This window comes from Paenibacillus silviterrae (genome assembly GCF_030167925.1).
GTDB classification, from domain to species: domain Bacteria; phylum Bacillota; class Bacilli; order Paenibacillales; family NBRC-103111; genus Paenibacillus_G; species Paenibacillus_G silviterrae.
In genome coordinates, this window is the sequence record NZ_JASKUT010000001.1 from 2810352 (window position 1) to 2825946 (window position 15595).

At 57.0% G+C, this 15595-nt stretch carries 15 protein-coding genes and 1 riboswitch; of the genes, 1 reads left to right on the forward strand and 14 read right to left on the reverse strand.

The window, feature by feature from the left end; all coding sequences use genetic code 11:
- Nucleotides 1-359: 359 nt before the first annotated feature.
- Genes QMO62_RS12890 through QMO62_RS12900 form a run of 3 tightly spaced genes read right to left on the reverse strand, consistent with a single transcriptional unit; the run spans nucleotide 360 to nucleotide 3070 of the window.
- Complete coding sequence (locus QMO62_RS12890; RefSeq protein ID WP_284641364.1) at nucleotides 360-1535, reverse strand: LL-diaminopimelate aminotransferase; 1176 nt, start codon at nucleotides 1533-1535, stop codon at nucleotides 360-362.
- Between the two features lie 56 nt (nucleotides 1536-1591).
- Nucleotides 1592-2683 carry a site-2 protease family protein gene (locus QMO62_RS12895; protein ID WP_284641366.1) on the reverse strand — a complete coding sequence of 364 codons (1092 nt, stop codon included), beginning with the start codon at nucleotides 2681-2683 and terminating at the stop codon, nucleotides 1592-1594.
- Nucleotides 2684-2698: 15 nt separating this feature from the next.
- Nucleotides 2699-3070, reverse strand: a complete 372-nt coding sequence (locus QMO62_RS12900; RefSeq protein ID WP_284641369.1) for an arsenate reductase family protein — start codon at nucleotides 3068-3070, stop codon at nucleotides 2699-2701.
- Between the two features lie 126 nt (nucleotides 3071-3196).
- On the opposite strand from QMO62_RS12900, the gene QMO62_RS12905 reads away from it, so the two are divergent.
- Complete coding sequence (locus tag QMO62_RS12905) at nucleotides 3197-3943, forward strand: YdcF family protein (RefSeq protein ID WP_284641371.1); 747 nt, start codon at nucleotides 3197-3199, stop codon at nucleotides 3941-3943.
- Between the two features lie 123 nt (nucleotides 3944-4066).
- Here the strand turns inward: QMO62_RS12905 and QMO62_RS12910 are convergent, their stop codons facing one another.
- From QMO62_RS12910 to QMO62_RS12965, 11 genes are all read right to left on the reverse strand, one after another.
- Nucleotides 4067-4993, reverse strand: a complete 927-nt coding sequence (locus QMO62_RS12910) for an RluA family pseudouridine synthase (RefSeq protein WP_284641373.1) — start codon at nucleotides 4991-4993, stop codon at nucleotides 4067-4069.
- Nucleotides 4990-5556 carry a cob(I)yrinic acid a,c-diamide adenosyltransferase gene (locus QMO62_RS12915; protein WP_284641375.1) on the reverse strand — a complete coding sequence of 189 codons (567 nt, stop codon included), beginning with the start codon at nucleotides 5554-5556 and terminating at the stop codon, nucleotides 4990-4992. Before QMO62_RS12915 ends, QMO62_RS12910 begins: the two co-directional genes overlap by 4 nt.
- Before the next feature lie 30 nt (nucleotides 5557-5586).
- Nucleotides 5587-8226: a cobyric acid synthase gene (locus QMO62_RS33240; protein ID WP_348651703.1), complete on the reverse strand. Its 2640-nt coding sequence runs from the start codon at nucleotides 8224-8226 to the stop codon at nucleotides 5587-5589.
- Nucleotides 8227-8247: 21 nt separating this feature from the next.
- Complete coding sequence (gene cobS, locus QMO62_RS12930; protein WP_284641377.1) at nucleotides 8248-9066, reverse strand: adenosylcobinamide-GDP ribazoletransferase; 819 nt, start codon at nucleotides 9064-9066, stop codon at nucleotides 8248-8250.
- Nucleotides 9045-10022 (reverse strand): adenosylcobinamide-phosphate synthase CbiB, encoded by a 978-nt coding sequence (gene cbiB / locus QMO62_RS12935; RefSeq protein WP_284641380.1) that lies wholly within the window; start codon nucleotides 10020-10022, stop codon nucleotides 9045-9047. Before cbiB ends, cobS begins: the two co-directional genes overlap by 22 nt.
- 18 nt (nucleotides 10023-10040) lie before the next feature.
- Entirely contained in the window at nucleotides 10041-10595 is a 555-nt protein-coding gene (gene cobU / locus QMO62_RS12940) for a bifunctional adenosylcobinamide kinase/adenosylcobinamide-phosphate guanylyltransferase (protein ID WP_284641382.1), read from the reverse strand.
- Complete coding sequence (gene cobT, locus QMO62_RS12945; RefSeq protein ID WP_284641384.1) at nucleotides 10592-11680, reverse strand: nicotinate-nucleotide--dimethylbenzimidazole phosphoribosyltransferase; 1089 nt, start codon at nucleotides 11678-11680, stop codon at nucleotides 10592-10594. The genes cobU and cobT overlap by 4 nt, the downstream gene beginning before the upstream one ends.
- Entirely contained in the window at nucleotides 11680-12489 is an 810-nt protein-coding gene (locus QMO62_RS12950) for an ABC transporter ATP-binding protein (RefSeq protein WP_284641386.1), read from the reverse strand. Before QMO62_RS12950 ends, cobT begins: the two co-directional genes overlap by 1 nt.
- Nucleotides 12490-12531: 42 nt before the next feature.
- On the reverse strand, nucleotides 12532-13566 hold the full coding sequence (locus QMO62_RS12955; protein ID WP_284641388.1) for a FecCD family ABC transporter permease: 1035 nt from the start codon (nucleotides 13564-13566) through the stop codon (nucleotides 12532-12534).
- Nucleotides 13567-14604, reverse strand: a complete 1038-nt coding sequence (locus QMO62_RS12960) for an ABC transporter substrate-binding protein (RefSeq protein ID WP_284641390.1) — start codon at nucleotides 14602-14604, stop codon at nucleotides 13567-13569.
- Between the two features lie 162 nt (nucleotides 14605-14766).
- A riboswitch (cobalamin riboswitch) is annotated at nucleotides 14767-14974 on the reverse strand.
- A complete protein-coding gene (locus QMO62_RS12965) occupies nucleotides 14975-15505 on the reverse strand; it encodes a hypothetical protein (RefSeq protein ID WP_284641391.1) in 531 nt (176 codons plus the stop codon). It abuts the riboswitch before it with no gap.
- Between the last annotated feature and the right edge of the window lie 90 nt (nucleotides 15506-15595).

Consider the following 15595-nt stretch of genomic DNA (forward strand, 5'->3'; position numbering starts at 1 on the left):
ATAGATCGCATTACAGGGCGTCTGGCGCTTATCACGACCCGGCTAAAGTGACCCGTATAACAAATTTATATAAGAACTCATTTTCATAATAAAATTTGAAGTCTGCAAAGACACGTTCAATAGCCGTTCGCTGATTAAACAATTCGGCAAACTTAATGTGGGGAGGTACTCCGTTTTTGTTTGCCGAAAAACCTTATTCCACATGGGCTTTCTAATTATGAAATTGACTTCTTTAGCAGCTTTGCATAAGGGCAGGAACGAGAGTTAACCGACAAGCGGCATGCTTCTGAGTAAGACAAAAAGAGGATAGCGGCGCGTCATGCCGTTATCCCCTTTTTAATTACCTCTATAGCTGCTCACTAGGAAATCCGAAGAAAATCAGCAATCCGCCATACGGCTTCCATCAGACGTTCTTCCTCCTGAACAAGCGCTATTCTGACATAGCCTTCCCCTTCTTGACCGAAGGCGTCGCCCGGAATTACGACAACCCCCGCCTTGAACAAAATTTCCCGGGAAATTTGTCGAGATGTCCAGCCCTTCGGAATCGGCGCCCAGATGAACATTGTCGCTTTCGGTTTAGGAATCTCCCACCCGGCACGCGCCAGCCCTTCGATAACAAGATCGCGGCGGCGTTCATACAAGGAAGCTACCGAAACCGCGTTCGCCTCCATATCTTCCTCTAATGCGGTAATCCCTGCATGCTGAACGGCACGAAAAATACCGTAATCGATGTTCGATTTCAACACACGCAGCGCTCGAACGACATCCTTCCGCCCGACCATGAACGCAATCCGACAACCTGCCATGTTAAAGCTCTTCGACAAGGAATGAAATTCGACGGCGACGTCCTTCGCCCCTTCGACTTCCAGAATGCTCGGGGGTCGAAACCCGTCAAAGGCCATTTCCGAGTACGCCAGATCGTGCACGATGAGCAGGTCGTATCGCTTGGCATACGCAACCAGCTCCTCAAAGAATTCTCTCGTTGCAACCGCCGAGAGCGGATTGCTCGGGTAATTCAGCAGAAGAAACTTGGCCTTACGCGCAACCGACTCAGGAATTTCCTCCAACCGAGGAAGAAAATCATTCTCCGCCCGAAGCGGTACATAATGAGCCTCCACACCGGCAAGCACGAGACTGGCGGAATAAATAGGGTATCCCGGATCGGGCACAAGCACGACATCTCCCGGATCCGTGACGGCAAGCGCCAAATGCGCAAGACCATCCTGAGAGCCCATGAGGGAGACAATTTCCTCTTCCGGATCCAGCTGTACGCCGAAGCGATGCTCATACCAACGCGATACGGTTTGCCGGAACTGCAGCGAACCCTCCGAGGTCGGGTAACCGTACATCGACGGATCCTTAACCGCTGCTTCGAGAGCTGCCATCACCTTGGGGGAAGGAGGACGGTCCGGACTGCCGATCCCGAGGTCGATCACATCGACTCCTCGGGAGACGACCTCCTGTTTCCATTCGGCCATTTCAGAAAAAATAGCTGAACCCATACGGGCCAGCCTTGTAGATTCAGTATGCTTCATGTGAATAGAACCTCTTTTTTAGATAGTAAATGGTTAATCAGGTGAACTACTGCGATTCACCGTGACTGCGGAATCCCGCCCAGATCATGCACAAGCATCATCATTAGGATGAGGAAGCAGGCCAGACCGAGATACCCCAGTCCGAAGCGCCAACGGGAGGCGGCAGGCACATCGTAATACCGGTCGTTCTCATGCGGTTCATAATCGACCTGGCAGTGAATCATGAGATGGAAGCCGTCTTCCTTATGCAAATGCTCAAGCCGCGTCACATGCGTTCTGTGAATAATGCCTTGATTCATCAGAGGGATCGTCCCTTGAAAATCAAGCCCGTCCCATATTACCCTCACGTACTGCGTGCCTTCCAGATCGGAGTACGTCACGAACGGCAGCTCTCGCTTGTGCTCAGGCCCCGGAATAAAGTAGCCTTGCGCGACAAGCGGACCAGCAGGCACAAGGAAGCTTGCCGTAACGAACCGTTCCGCGATATGCTTCTTGCGCTTGACATACTTTTTATAAAGGTCGTAAGCGAACAGTGCCCAGATGATGAAGAAGACCGGATTGCGTAAATAAAAAATGATCAGGTAAAGTCCTCCGATTAGCCCAACCAGCCATAACCATCTGCTCACCGCCGTAGCTATTCTTCCTCCGTCCAAAGGATGAATCGGAAGCAGGTTGATCAAATTCAGAAAAAATCCGACATAAGCGAGCGAATATAACAACGGACTTTGAAAATAATACGCCAAACCGAACACTATGACAGCTCCGGCCGTACCGAGCACGGGGCCACCCATCGCTACGTAAGCCTCCGTCACCGCATCCCTCGGATGCCGTTTCATGTTAATCAGCGCGCCTAGAAACGGAATGAACATCGGGGCACTGACGGGAAGCCCTTTGCGTTTGGCAGCGAACACATGCCCGAGTTCATGGATAAGGATCAAGATCACAAAGCCGATGGCAAAGCTCCATGGATAAATGATCGCATATGCCCATATCGTGATGGCCATGGAGATGAGAGCCCCGCCGAACTTGCTGAATTTCAGCAGGGAAATCAGCCATTTCCCTTGGGCGAGAATAAATGTCAAAGCCGCGCCCAGGAACCAGAGGGGATTTTGCCTCTTATTTTGCTTCTTATTTTCCTCCTGCAACATGCCACGTTCCTTCCCTTAAGATTTCCCGGTGGAGCTCCAGGCGGCCTCATACTGCTCCGGCTTAAAGCCTACTGTAACCCGCTCCCCATCCGTCACAACAGGACGCTTGATCAGCCGGCCGTTGGAAGCAAGCAGCGCAATCTGATCTTCCCTGGACATGCCCGGCAGCTTATCCTTAAGCTTCTGTTCTTTATATACCTCGCCGGAGGTGTTAAACCATTTCTTGAGCTCCAGACCGCTCAGTTCAATCAGCTTGGTTAACCGCTCTACCGGTGGCGGATTCTCGAAGAGGTTGATGGATTCCACCTCGGCTCCATGCTCCTTCAACCACTTGACCGCGTTTCGACATGTGCCGCATTGAGGATACTGATACACCGTTAAGCTCATAACACCAATCCTTGTCTATTATTGTAGTATTTGCAGGCAAACATTAGTACAATTATACCGATGAAACGATAGGCACTGCAAATGACCCGGTGCCGAGTGAAATAACGGATAAGGCGGAGTGCGGAAATGATGCTTTATTTTTTGAAAAATGTGTACGGATTCATCCTTCCTCCCGGCCTCTTCATCGTCCTTCTTGCCGGATTGGCCTATTGGCTGCACCGGAAGGGTTCGGGGCGAGGAGCCGTGTGGGCAGCCGTTGCAGCTGCGGTGCTGCTTTATGCCGCCTCCATTCCGTTAGTCGGAGATGCAGCGATTCGTTCCCTCGAGCAAAAATATCCCGTCCCCAGCCGCATCGAGGCTGACGGAATCGTCATGCTGACCGGAGGAGCCAATGCAGGAATTCGTGACATCGACGGAGTAGGTGGAGTAAGCGAGCACACATTGCCCCGTGTCGTGACGGCAGCACTGCTGCACAAGCAGACCAAGCTTCCCGTACTGGTGTCCGGAGGGCTGGTTTACGAAGATGGGGGCAATGAGGGGCAGCTGTCGAAGAGAAAGCTCGTGGCGCTGGGTGTGGCGGAGACAAGCATCGTGCTGGAGGACAAGAGCAGAAGCACACAGGAGAATGCGGCGAATTCGAAGGTGCTGCTTCGGCAGCTCGGCTGGAGCAAGCCGCTGCTGGTCACCTCCGCCTTCCATATGCAGCGGGCGGTGAAGCAGTTTCAGGAACAGGGAATCGAGGTCATTCCTTATCCCGCGGGGTATCGCGTAAGCGCAGAAGGAGCCTTCAGCGTGAATAAGCTGATCCCTTCCGCAGATGCGTTGGATAAGCTGAGCATGGCGCTTAAGGAGTATATCGGGCTTTTGCAGTGACAGGACCGTAGTGCGGAGAGAAAAGTGGATATCACATGCCGCAAGGCGGCGTGCGTCCGTGGGAAAGCGGCCCTGCGAAGGTATTTCCCACGGCTTATCGCCAAGACTTGAAGCGTTCGCCGCCTACTGCTGACCTAGCAAACGTAAGCAAGCCTCCATATCCGCCGGCAGCGGTGCATGAAACTCCATCCACTGCTTCGAGCCCGGATGTATGAAGCCCAGCGTAGCCGCATGCAGCGCCTGCCTGCCGATCAGCGCCTCGTCAGCCCTTTCTTCGGGACCGTACATTTTATCGCCAATCAGCGGGTGGCCCAAATGCTTCATATGGACGCGAATCTGGTGCGTTCGCCCCGTTTCAAGCCAGAGCCGCACCATGGTGGCCGACGTGAAGCGCTGCTCCACCCGATAGTGTGTAACCGCGCGATAGCCCGTCGGCGTCACAATGCGAATGTGAGGCGCCTCAGGATCCCGGTCGATCGGCTCGTCAACCGTTCCCTCATCCGCCTCAACTACCCCGTATACCAGCGCGATATATTCCTTTTTCACCGTATGCTCCTGCATCTGCTCGGAAATTTGCTGGTGCACGTACGGATTCTTCGCGATGCACAGCGTGCCGGAGGTTTCCTGATCCAGCCGATGCACCGGGCGGAAGCGCACCTGCTCCCCTTTTTGCCGCCAATAGTACACGACCCCGTTCGCGATCGTATTCAAGTAATGCCCATGCGTCGGATGAACGATCCTACCGGCCTCCTTATTCAGCACCAGCAGATCCTCGTCCTCATAGACAATGTGCAAGGGAAGCTCCTGCGGCAAAATATCGTCCGACTCCTCCTGAGCCATCCGAACCGCCACCTGATCGCCGGTCTTCAGCTTGTAATCGATATATTTGCGTTCCCCGTTGACGGTAATGCCTTGCTCCGTCAGCTTCAGCCGCGACATGAGCTTGCGGGAGATCATCAGCCGCTTCTGCAGCACCGTTCGCAGCAGCACGCCGTCATCCTCCGGAGGAACGGTATACTCGAGCGGCTTGTAATAATTCGTCGTGGTCACTTGCGTCTGAACACCTCGGCACTCCGGACATATTCTACATCCGCTACACCGGAGCGGTAGTTCGCCGTGCGAGCAACGGTAAAGAAAAAATCGGACAGCCGGTTTAAATACCGCAGCACTTCTTGGTTGATCGAAGCCGTCCGCGCAAGCGTAACGACCCGGCGCTCCGCTCTCCGGCACACCGTACGGCATACGTGAAGCGTCGAGGAAGCTTGTGTTCCACCCGGCAAAATGAACTTCTTAATCTCAGGTAGCTCCGCATCGTACTTGTCGATCCAAGCCTCCAGACGATCCACCATCTCCGCCGTGACCTTGTAGGGCCGCAGCTCCGGCTTCAGCAGCGCCAAGTCAGAGCCGCAATCAAACAGCTCATGCTGAATCTCGAGCAAATCACCGAGCAGATCCTCGAACCGTTCCGGGTCGAGAAAGCCCATCGCCTGCCCGACAAAGCACTTCAGCTCATCGGTCGTACCGTAAGCCTCGACCCGCACATCGTCTTTATCGACTCTACCGCCGATCACACCCGTCTGCCCTTTATCTCCCGTTCTCGTATAAATCCGCATTGCGCATCCCTCCCTCATGTAGGAAAAAAATTAGGTTGGTATCCCCATCATCTCATACAACCTCGGCAAATCCAAATGCTCCCTGACATGGGCGGCCAACCGGTCGAACGCAGCCTCGCGCCTAGCCTGGAACTGCAGCTCCGCAGGCAGAGGAGCCAACCCTTTGCTCTCGCGAAGCCGATTCAGCCAACCCCTCCGAAACGCATCATTATGCATAATGCCGTGCAAGTACGTCCCCCAAACTCTTCCCCCGTCCAAGGAAGCGCCATCCGGCTTCGAGCCTTCCAGAAGGAACGGCTGATTGACAAGTCGCAGGAACGTCGTTTCGCCCATATGAATCTCGTACCCGGTCACGACCGTGCTTTCGGCACAATACAGCTTCGTCACCGCGGTGGACTGCACCGTCCGCTTCTCCGAGGCAAAGACCGTCTGCGATGGGAAGAAGCCCATTCCTTGAAGCTCCGGCCGATCCGATTCCACCAGAAGCGGATCCAGCAGACGCTCGCCCATCATCTGATAGCCTGCACAAATCCCGGTAAGAAAGCCGCCGCCGGATACGTAGTTTTTCAGCGCTTGCTCCAGCCCGTTGTCACGCAGATACAGCAAATCATCTACCGTATTTTTGCTGCCCGGAAGCACAATCGCATCCGGCCGGCCGAGCTCCTCTGGAGAGCTGACGAACCGGACACGCACATCCCGTTCGAACAATAAGGGATCGATATCTGTAAAATTCGAAAGCCTAGGCAGCTTGATGACGGCAATATCTAGCTCGGAAGGAGCAGCCTCTTGTCCTGAAGCAGACAGTCTCCGTTCAAGCGAAGCCGAGTCCTCATCCTCCAGGCCCAGGTCCGGCAAATACGGGATGACGCCGAGCACCGGCTTCCCGGTCCGCTCCTCGAGCCAATCCAGGCCGGGCTTCAGCAGCGACACATCGCCTCTGAACTTGTTGATGACGAAGCCCTTCACTCGGTCTCTTTCTTCCGGCGTCAGGATCTCCAGCGTTCCGACGAGGGAGGCGAAGACGCCGCCCCGGTCAATATCGGCCACCAGTAACACCGGAGCATCGGCCCAGCCTGCAAGACGCATATTGACAATATCCCGGTTTTTTAAATTCACCTCAGCCGGGCTCCCCGCGCCTTCCAGCACGACAATCTCGTATTGCTCCCGCAATCGGCCGAGCGCCTCCTTCACAACGAGCTCCGCCTCGGACAAATAGCGCTCCCGATACTCTCTCGCACTCAAATCCTTATACGGCTTGCCGTGTACAACGACCTGGGCCACCATATCCTTCTTCGGCTTCAACAGAATCGGATTCATGTCGGTTGTTGCCGGGATGCGGCAGGCGTCCGCCTGCATGCCCTGAGCCCGGCCGATTTCCTTGCCATCGGGAGTGACATAGGAGTTCAGCGACATGTTCTGTGACTTGAACGGCGCAACCCGGTACCCGTCCTGCAGCAGAATACGGCATAGGGCGGCGGTCAGCAGACTTTTGCCCACATCCGAAGCCGTGCCCTGCAGCATGACCGTTTTTCCTGCAGCTGCAGGCGCCCCCTCTTCCTCTTGCCTAGACCTTGCGGTCACGTAATTGCCCCTCAGCATCCCTATTGCCTGCGACATCGCCTGCAATAGCTGCACGTTCTGCTCTCTGCGCTTCACGGCGACACGGACGTAGGTATCATCGAGCCCAGGAAACAATGAGGCATCCCGGATCAGCACACCAAGCCGCCCCATCGACTCTTGAAGCTCCTTCGCCTTAAGCCCGAGCGGAGCCGTCGAGAACAAAATATAGTTCACGTCGCTGTCCGTAACCTGCAGCCCGAGCTCGCGCAGTCTTGCCGACAGCCATTCGCGCTCCGGAGGAAGCCAAGACTTCGTTCGCTCGGCGAAGCCACAATCCTCGAGTACCTCGCAGCCGATCCATTGGGCTAAGGCGTTGACGCTCCAAGGCACCTGAAGGCGTTTGATACGGCTGATGACCTCCGGATGCGCAATCGCATAGCCTAGACGAAGGCCCGGAATCGAATAAAATTTGGTCATCGAGCGAATCACGATCAAATTCGGGTTATCTGCAGCCGCCGAAGCCAAGCTCAGCTCCTCTTCATGGGGACTGAAATCAAGGAAGGCTTCATCGACGATCACCGGCTTCTCCGTCCGCTTCAGTCTTCCGATGACATCCGGCGTCAGAAGACGCCCCGTAGGATTGTTCGGATGACCGAGGAACAGCAGGTCGCAGGCGTCCAGCGCTTCTTGTACCACTTCCCAATGCAACGTGAACCCGTTGCCGGCCGTTAAAGGAAGATCATGGATGCGGCAGCCGATTTTGTGCAGCGCCTCCTCGTATTCGGAGAAGGACGGACGCGCCAGTCCCGCTGTCGTCGGCTGCAGTGCCCTGACCGCCAGGTCAATCAGCTCGGCGGCTCCATTACCGACGAGCAGACACGCTTCCTTCACGCCGTGCTTGGCCGCCAGCTTTGCGGTAAGCTCGCGTACCGCCGGGTCCGGATAATGCACCACATCCTGCCAGCTCGAACGAAGCACTCTGCCAACCGCCTCCGGCGGCCCCCACGGATTCATATTCGAGCTATAATCCAGGAACTGTTCCTTGCTTCGTCCGAAAGCCTCCGCCGCGGTCCGAAGATCGCCGCCGTGCCCGTATCGTTCCAGCTTCATGCGGTCTCCCCTCCTCATTTCTTAACTAAGTAAAATTATCGCAAGCAGCAGCAGCAGCGATTCCAGCACTTCGTTCAAGGCGCCGTAGGTATCCCCCGTCAAGCCTCCCAGCTTGCGTGCGAGATAGATGCTCATCCCTGCGCCGGCCAGCGTTGCAATCCCCGCGTAAAGGATACCAAGTACAATAGCCTCCAGCAGGGTCCCGGCTGTAAGCAGCAGCAGCCAGGCCGACAGAGCCAAAGCAATCGTCGAGCTCAGCAGCAGCTGAGCAGTTCCCAGCCCGCGGAATCGTCCGCCAAGCCCGCCGCTCTGTTCCGAACGGGCATACGGCCAGCAAACAATAGCCGTTACCATATACCACCGGCTCCAGAGCAAGCTAAGGATAAGCATAGGAAAGGCCTGCGCTTCGGGATGGTCAAGCCACTCCGTCAGCAGCGCCCATTTGAGCAGCAGCTGAAGCACACACACGACCACACCCATCGCTCCAACGCGGCTGTCCTTCATAATTTCCAGCATACGCTCACGCGATCGGTAGCTGAGAACGCCGTCCGCCGTATCCATCAGTCCGTCCAGGTGCAAGGCGCCGGTTAGCGCTACCCAGAGCACCAGCAGCAAAACCGCACCGATAGGAGTGGATAAGCCGCTATGCTGCAGCGTCCACGCCGCTCCTGCAAGAATAAGCCCCAGCACAGCTCCGACCAGCGGATAAGCTGCTGTGCTGCGGCGAAACAGCTCGTCTGTATAGTTCAAATGCACCGGCACGGGAAGTCTCGTCAAAAATTGAAAAGCCGCCACAATAGCGGCTCCCCCGTTTCGTATCATGTCAGCCCAAGCGCGCACAGCAATCCTCCTGCCATGAGTAAGCTCACCGCATACAGCATCCGAACGGCTGCTTTGATGTCCTCTTTGGTTCTTGCGCGAAGCGGCCAGCCCATGCGGGCCCGGTCGCTCACACGGCCTCCGTAGTAATTTAAGCCGCCGAGCTCGATGCCGAGCGCCCCTGCCACCGCCGACTCCGGAATGCCGCTGTTCGGACTCGGATGCAGGCGGGCAAACTGCCGTATCGCCTGGGCCGAGCGGCGAGCCCGCATGCCCGGAAGCAGCGCTGCACAAGCCACCATCAGCACCCCCGTCAACCTGGCCGGGAGCCAGTTCATCACATCGTCCCAACGAGCGGACGCCCAACCGAAACACATATACTTCTCATTCTTGTACCCGACCATGGAATCGAGCGTGTTGGCCGCACGGTACAGCATCGCCAGCGGTGCGGCCCCAAGCAATGCGAAGAACAGCGGCGAAACGACGCCGTCCACCGTATTTTCAGCCACCGTCTCAATGGTTGCCCGTGCAATCTCGCCTTCATCCAGCTCCGACGTATCTCTCCCGACAATATAGCCTACATAGGTTCTGGCTTCCGTGAGCTTCCCATCCGCCAGCGGAGTATATACCTGCATGGCCGCGTCCTTTAACCCCTTAACCGCAATGGTTGTGGAAATCAGCCACACCTGCAGAGCATACCCGAGCCATGGATGAATCTGATGCGCTGCCCAAACGAGAAGCCCTGCGGTCCCGAAAGCAACCCCTAAGGTCAGCACCATCAGAAGCACTCCGCGTAATCGCAGGCTTACCGGTCCGGCTTGCTCCCGCCGGAGACGCTTCTCCCACCAGCTGATCCATTTCCCGATCACGATGACCGGATGCGTATACCAGCGCCAACGGGGATCCCCGATCCACCAGTCCAGCACCAGCGCAGCCAGGACCATCAGGACCGTCTCTTGCCAGCTGTAAAACAGCAACTTCTCTCACCCGCGATGCTATAGAATATAGGCCTTGCTCTTGAGCTCCACCGGAATGCCGGCCGTCACCAGAAATACTTGATCGGCCGCTTCCGCCAGCCGCTGATTCATCCGGCCGGACAAATCGCGAAATTGCCGGCCCAGCCGGTATTCCGGCACCAGGCCATAGCCTACTTCATTCGTTACCATAACGACATCAGCCCTGCACGAACGAAACGTCTCGACGAGCTCCCGGATCTTCTCCTCCACTCGAGCTTCCGCATCGGCCTCCTGCTCCCAGCGGAGCAGCCAGTTGGTGAGCCAGAGCGTCAAGCAATCGACAAGAATGACCTCACCGGGTTCGGCGGCGCCGGAGGACAGGAACTCACTGAGCGAATAAGGCTCCTCTACCGTTCTCCAAGCATAACCGCTCCGCTCCCTTTGCTCCCGATGCAGCGCAATTCTTGCTTCCATCTCTTTATCATAAGGCTGACAGGTGGCAATGTACATCCCTTTTTCGGCCAACGTCGCCGAATATCGCTCGGCGAAGCCGCTTTTGCCGCTGCGGGCTCCCCCTGTTACCAGCGCTCTCATACGCCGGCCCCTTCCCCTGATTCTACGGCCCCGGAGACGCCTGCCGAGGAGAAGGTCGCCATCTCCTTCATGATCTTGACCGCCGCCTCGATAAGGTGAAACGCGAGCACCGCCCCGGTGCCCTCTCCCAGCCGCATGTCCATATGTAACATCGGCTGCAGACCGATCTCGCTGAGCAGGCGGCCATGGCCCTTCTCCTGAGACAAGTGTGAAGCAATCATGTATCCTGCGCTGGCTGGAGCCAGTTGTGAAGCCACGAGAGCCGCAGCCGAGGAGATGAAGCCGTCAATGACGACCGGCAGCCGGTGTCTCGCCGCGCCGAGAATGACTCCGACAAGGCCGGCGATCTCCAATCCGCCGACCTTGGCCAGCGCATCCATCGGATCCTCGGGATCCGGCCGGTTCACCTCCAGCGCGCGGCGGATTACCGCCTGCTTGTGCTCGAGCCTCCGGTCGTCGATGCCCGTCCCGCGGCCTGCGGCGCTTTCCGCATCGGCTCCGCCCAAGGCCATCAGCAGCGCGGCGCTGGCCGTGGTGTTGCCGATGCCCATCTCGCCGGTGGCGAGGAGCTTGCAGCCCTCGGCTGCAAGCTCCTCCACCAGCTCGACGCCGACAAGCACGGCCGCCTCCGCCTCTTCGCGAGTCATCGCCGGCCCCTTCGCCAGATTCGCCGTCCCCCGGCGAATCTTCCTGCCGCGCAGCTGCGGATGAGACAGCTCCGCGTTCACCCCGATGTCGACGCACACGACATCGGCTCCCGCATGGCGTGCCAGCACGTTCACGGCGGCCCCGCCGTTCAGGAAGTTCAGCACCATCTGCGGCGTGACCTCCGCCGGGAAGGCGCTGACACCTTCTTCACATACGCCGTGGTCACCCGCCATCACGATGACGGCCTTCCGTCCAAGGTCGGGCATCAGCTCCCCATAAATCCCGGCCAGCTGCCGTGCGACCTCCTCCAGCCGTCCCAAGCTGCCCGGCGGCTTCGTCAGCTGATCCAAATGGTTGGCTGCCTGCTCGATAGCCGCAGAATCAACAGGCTTTATTCCTTCCAGCACTTCCTTCAAGCGAACCGAATGCTGTGACATTATATGAGCACCCTCCCTTTCTTCATAACCGTGCCTAACAGCACTTGCGGCACCCCGCTGACAGGATGCTTCATCACGTGAGGTACGGTGCCGTATACCTGCTCCAGGAGCTCGGCACGAATCACTTCCTCGGCCGTGCCGATAGCAGCAGCTTGCGCATCGTGCAGCAGCAGCAGGCGATCGCAGTACTGCGCCGCCAAATTCAGATCATGCAGGATCGAGACCACCGTCAACCCGCATTCTTCCTGCCATGTGCGGACGAATTCCATCATTTCCAGCTGATAGCCGATATCGAGGAAAGTCGTGGGCTCATCCAGCAGCAACAGCATCGGCTCCTGTGCCATCACCTTCCCCAGCGCAACGCGCTGACGCTCCCCGCCGCTTAACGCCTCAACTGACCTCTCGCACAGGTGTCCGAGACGCAGCCGGTCGATAATCCGGTCTACCAGCGCCCCGGCGTCACCCTTCTCATCCCCGAACCAATTTTGATAAGGATATCGGCCCATCTCGATCACTTCCCGCACCGTGAAGCCGAGCGGCGGCAGGGCATCCTGGGGAAGCACCGCCACCCGGCGGGCCATTTCCTTACGACCGTAAGTCTCCGGTGTTTTGCCGTGCAGCAGCACCTGTCCTCCGTCGGCCGGCACGACTCCAGTGACGATCTGCAGCAGCGTGGATTTCCCGCTGCCGTTCGGTCCCAGAATACCGAACCACTCCCCAGCCTCGACATGGAAGCTGATGCCGCCAAGCACGATGCGCCCGTCGTATGTCTTTTCTATCCCTTCCACCTGAACCGCCGGCACATTCATCGGAACGTTCCCCTCCACTCTATAGCTATATTGCTAGAGCATCTATTGCAGCTTCTTTTTTCTTCGTTTCAGCAAATAGGCGAAAAACGGTGCGCCCAAGAAAGCCGTCACGACACCGAGCGGGATTTCCGTCGGGCTCAGCAGCGTCCTGGCAAGCAGGTCAGCCCACAAGACATACACCGCCCCGCCCAGCATCGAGAGCGGCAGCAGCAGCCGATAGTCCGGTCCGATCAGCATGCGGAGCAGGTGCGGCACGATCAAGCCGACGAAGGCAACCACTCCCGACACGGAGACGGCAGCCGCCGTAATCAGCGTCGCGGCGATCAGTACCATCGTCTTCGTCCGCTCCACATTGACCCCGAGGTGAGCCGCCTGCCTTTCGCCCAGCGAGAACAAGTTCATCGCGCGGCCAAAGCTCAGCAGCAGCACGGCGCCGACAGCCAAATACGGCAGCAGCACCAGGCTGTACGCCCAGCCCCTCAGTGCCAGGCTGCCCATGAGCCAAAACACGATTTCATTAATGACCGTCTTCGACATGGACACCATCAAGGAGACGAAAGCCCCTAGAAACGCATGCATCACGACACCGGCCAGCACCACCGTCTCAATCTGCATTTTCCCGTTCGTCTTGGCTAAGGACAGCACCGCCAGAAGCGATAGCGAACCGGTGACAAACGCAACGACCGGAACCGTCCACTGGCCGAATAACGCATAATGGAGCCCGAAGAGAATCAAAAAGGAGGCGCCTACCGAGGCCCCCGTCGAAACCCCCAGCGTATACGGGTCGGCCAGCGGGTTTCGCAGCACTCCTTGAAAGGAAGCGCCAGCCAGTGCAAGAGCGGCGCCGACCAAGGAGCCCAGAACCACCCGGGGGAGACGCACCTTCCAGATGATCTGCTCGGAAGCCACCGTCCAATCCGGCACGATAGAGCCGCCCACCCACGGCATGTGGTACAGCATGATCTTCCACACCTGCACGAAAGGCACCTTCACCGATCCCAGCGCAAGCGCCGCCGTCATGGAAATGAGAAGGAGGGCGAGTCCGCACCCGCCCCACAGCAACAGCCTTCGTTTCATTTATTTCACCAGTTCCGGATAAATGCCCTTAGCGAATTCCGTCAGCGCTTGGGTAATACGCGGGCCCGGACGGGACATCATGTTGTTGTCCACGCCGACCAGACGGCCGTTCTTAATGGCATCAATCTTCTCCCAGCCGCCGCGTTCCTTAATGATGGCATCCAGGTTTTTCTTCTGCTTGGAGTCAATGAGATCCTTCGGATACAGAATGACCTGCGGATTATCGACGATAATCTTCTCCTCGCTGAATTTCACGTAGCTCTTCTCCGTGCCGGCTACGTTGATGCCGCCGGACAACGTAATCAGCTCATCCATAAACTCGCCTTGGCCGACTGTCCAGCCCGGGGAAAATTCGATGAACACCTTTTTCTTCTGCTCCGGCTTCAGATCCTTCACGGCAGTAACTACCTTATCGCGCTCCGCCTTCATTTGTGCGACAACCTTCTCGGCCTGCTCCTGTTTATCGAAAATTTGGCCGAGCAGCAGGATGTTGCTAAGCACCTCGTCGATCGTCTTCGGCTCTACCTTGTATACGTTCAGCTTCAGCTCGCGAAGCTTCTCTACCGTCGGCATCTTCATCGATACGCCGCCCAGGATAATCTCCGCCCCGGAAGCGATCATCGCTTCCTCGTTCGGCTTCGTGATGCTGCCGAGCTTCGGCTTCGCCTTCGCTTCAGCAGGGAAATCACAGAAATCCGAAACGCCCACTATGCTATCTCCCAGCCCCAAGGCGAACAGCGTTTCCGTTTCGCTCGGCGAGGTGGAAGCGATTTTCTGCGGCGCCTTCTCGAACGTGAATTCCTTTCCGGTCGCATCCTTCACCTTCAGAGGGTACACCGTGCGCTTCGCCGTATTCCCTGCTGCTTGGCCTTGGCCCGAGCCGTTAGCCTTCGGCGGGTCGACCAGCTGTCCGGAGCCCGTCGGTGATTTCTCCGTTTGGGCACAGCCTATCGCCGAGCCGGCCAGCGCCAAGGTCAATACCAAGGTCAGCAGCTTTTTTGTCCCCTTATTCATCCCCATATCCAACTTCTTTTTCATTCTGTTTTCCTCTCCCTCTCCTACAATAAATAGCAAAAAGCCCCCTGCTCCTTTCGAGCAGAGGGCACCCCTTCGATCCATGCAGCCGCTCCCGGCAGGTTATCGTTCCCATGCCCAAGCGAATCTGCAAACCGCAGCAGTGCGCCCCTTTTCCTCGAAAGGCCGCATGACACGCATCAGGCAGGTTTCCTGGCTCATGAGGGTGCTTGACACAGCTAGCACAATAGCTCCAGCCTTCCCATCCTTACGGACAGTGGCTGCTCGCGGAGCTTCACCCAATTACAGTGGCGGGACCGCGCCGGTATCGCACCGGCTTCCCTTTTAACCCGCACGGCGTTCGCCTGCGGGCACCTAATGCTTATTGTCTTCCTTACTTTTGAGCGATCAGCTTCATAACCTGAATCGCCTTCTCTTTATTTGGAGCGTTCACCGGAATAAACGCAATCAAATCCTTGCCGTTCAGATTCGTTTCCTTGAACCATTTGGTTTCCTCGAGAGGGATGCCGTAGAGATGCTTCAGCTTCGTCCCGTTCTCTTCGATTTCCAGCACACCGCCGGGAAAATCCTCCGCCTTGGCGAGATCGTCCAGAACGACGTAACCTCCCTGTTGGCCGATCGCCTTAAACTGCTCGGTCGGTACCACAATCACTCCATTGTCTCCCGCCGCAATTTCAACAATCAGCTTCTCCATAGAGAACATCGGCGTCGTTAACACTCTCACGGTCGGCGTTTCGCCCAGTTTCCCATGAAGCCATTGCTGCAGCTTATCGCCCACTTCGTTCGGGATACCCTTGGAGGACATCATGAATATCGCCACATCGGGCTTCGGACCGCCGCCGCAGCCGGCCAGCGCAAGCATAACCGTCATCAGCAGAGATACAAGAAGCAGCTTACCTTTCACAGTTCTCTTCCCCTCCTACATCTTCTCTATCATTAGATGATAGCATAGAACGGGGGCTGGTATCAAAGTAAGAAAATGTGAACCTTTGCG

Bases quoted from the DNA above. Each gene is read 5' to 3' on its own strand.
- QMO62_RS12890 (WP_284641364.1), bottom strand. From the start codon at position 1,535: ATGAAGCATACTGAATCTACAAGGCTGGCCCGTATGGGTTCAGCTATT.
- QMO62_RS12895 (WP_284641366.1), bottom strand. From the start codon at position 2,683: ATGTTGCAGGAGGAAAATAAGAAGCAAAATAAGAGGCAAAATCCCCTC.
- QMO62_RS12900 (WP_284641369.1), bottom strand. From the start codon at position 3,070: ATGAGCTTAACGGTGTATCAGTATCCTCAATGCGGCACATGTCGAAAC.
- QMO62_RS12905 (WP_284641371.1), top strand. From the start codon at position 3,197: ATGATGCTTTATTTTTTGAAAAATGTGTACGGATTCATCCTTCCTCCC.
- QMO62_RS12915 (WP_284641375.1), bottom strand. From the start codon at position 5,556: ATGCGGATTTATACGAGAACGGGAGATAAAGGGCAGACGGGTGTGATC.
- QMO62_RS33240 (WP_348651703.1), bottom strand. From the start codon at position 8,226: ATGAAGCTGGAACGATACGGGCACGGCGGCGATCTTCGGACCGCGGCG.
- cobU (WP_284641382.1), bottom strand. From the start codon at position 10,595: ATGAGAGCGCTGGTAACAGGGGGAGCCCGCAGCGGCAAAAGCGGCTTC.
- cobT (WP_284641384.1), bottom strand. From the start codon at position 11,680: ATGTCACAGCATTCGGTTCGCTTGAAGGAAGTGCTGGAAGGAATAAAG.
- QMO62_RS12950 (WP_284641386.1), bottom strand. From the start codon at position 12,489: ATGAATGTGCCGGCGGTTCAGGTGGAAGGGATAGAAAAGACATACGAC.
- QMO62_RS12955 (WP_284641388.1), bottom strand. From the start codon at position 13,566: ATGAAACGAAGGCTGTTGCTGTGGGGCGGGTGCGGACTCGCCCTCCTT.
- QMO62_RS12960 (WP_284641390.1), bottom strand. From the start codon at position 14,604: ATGAAAAAGAAGTTGGATATGGGGATGAATAAGGGGACAAAAAAGCTG.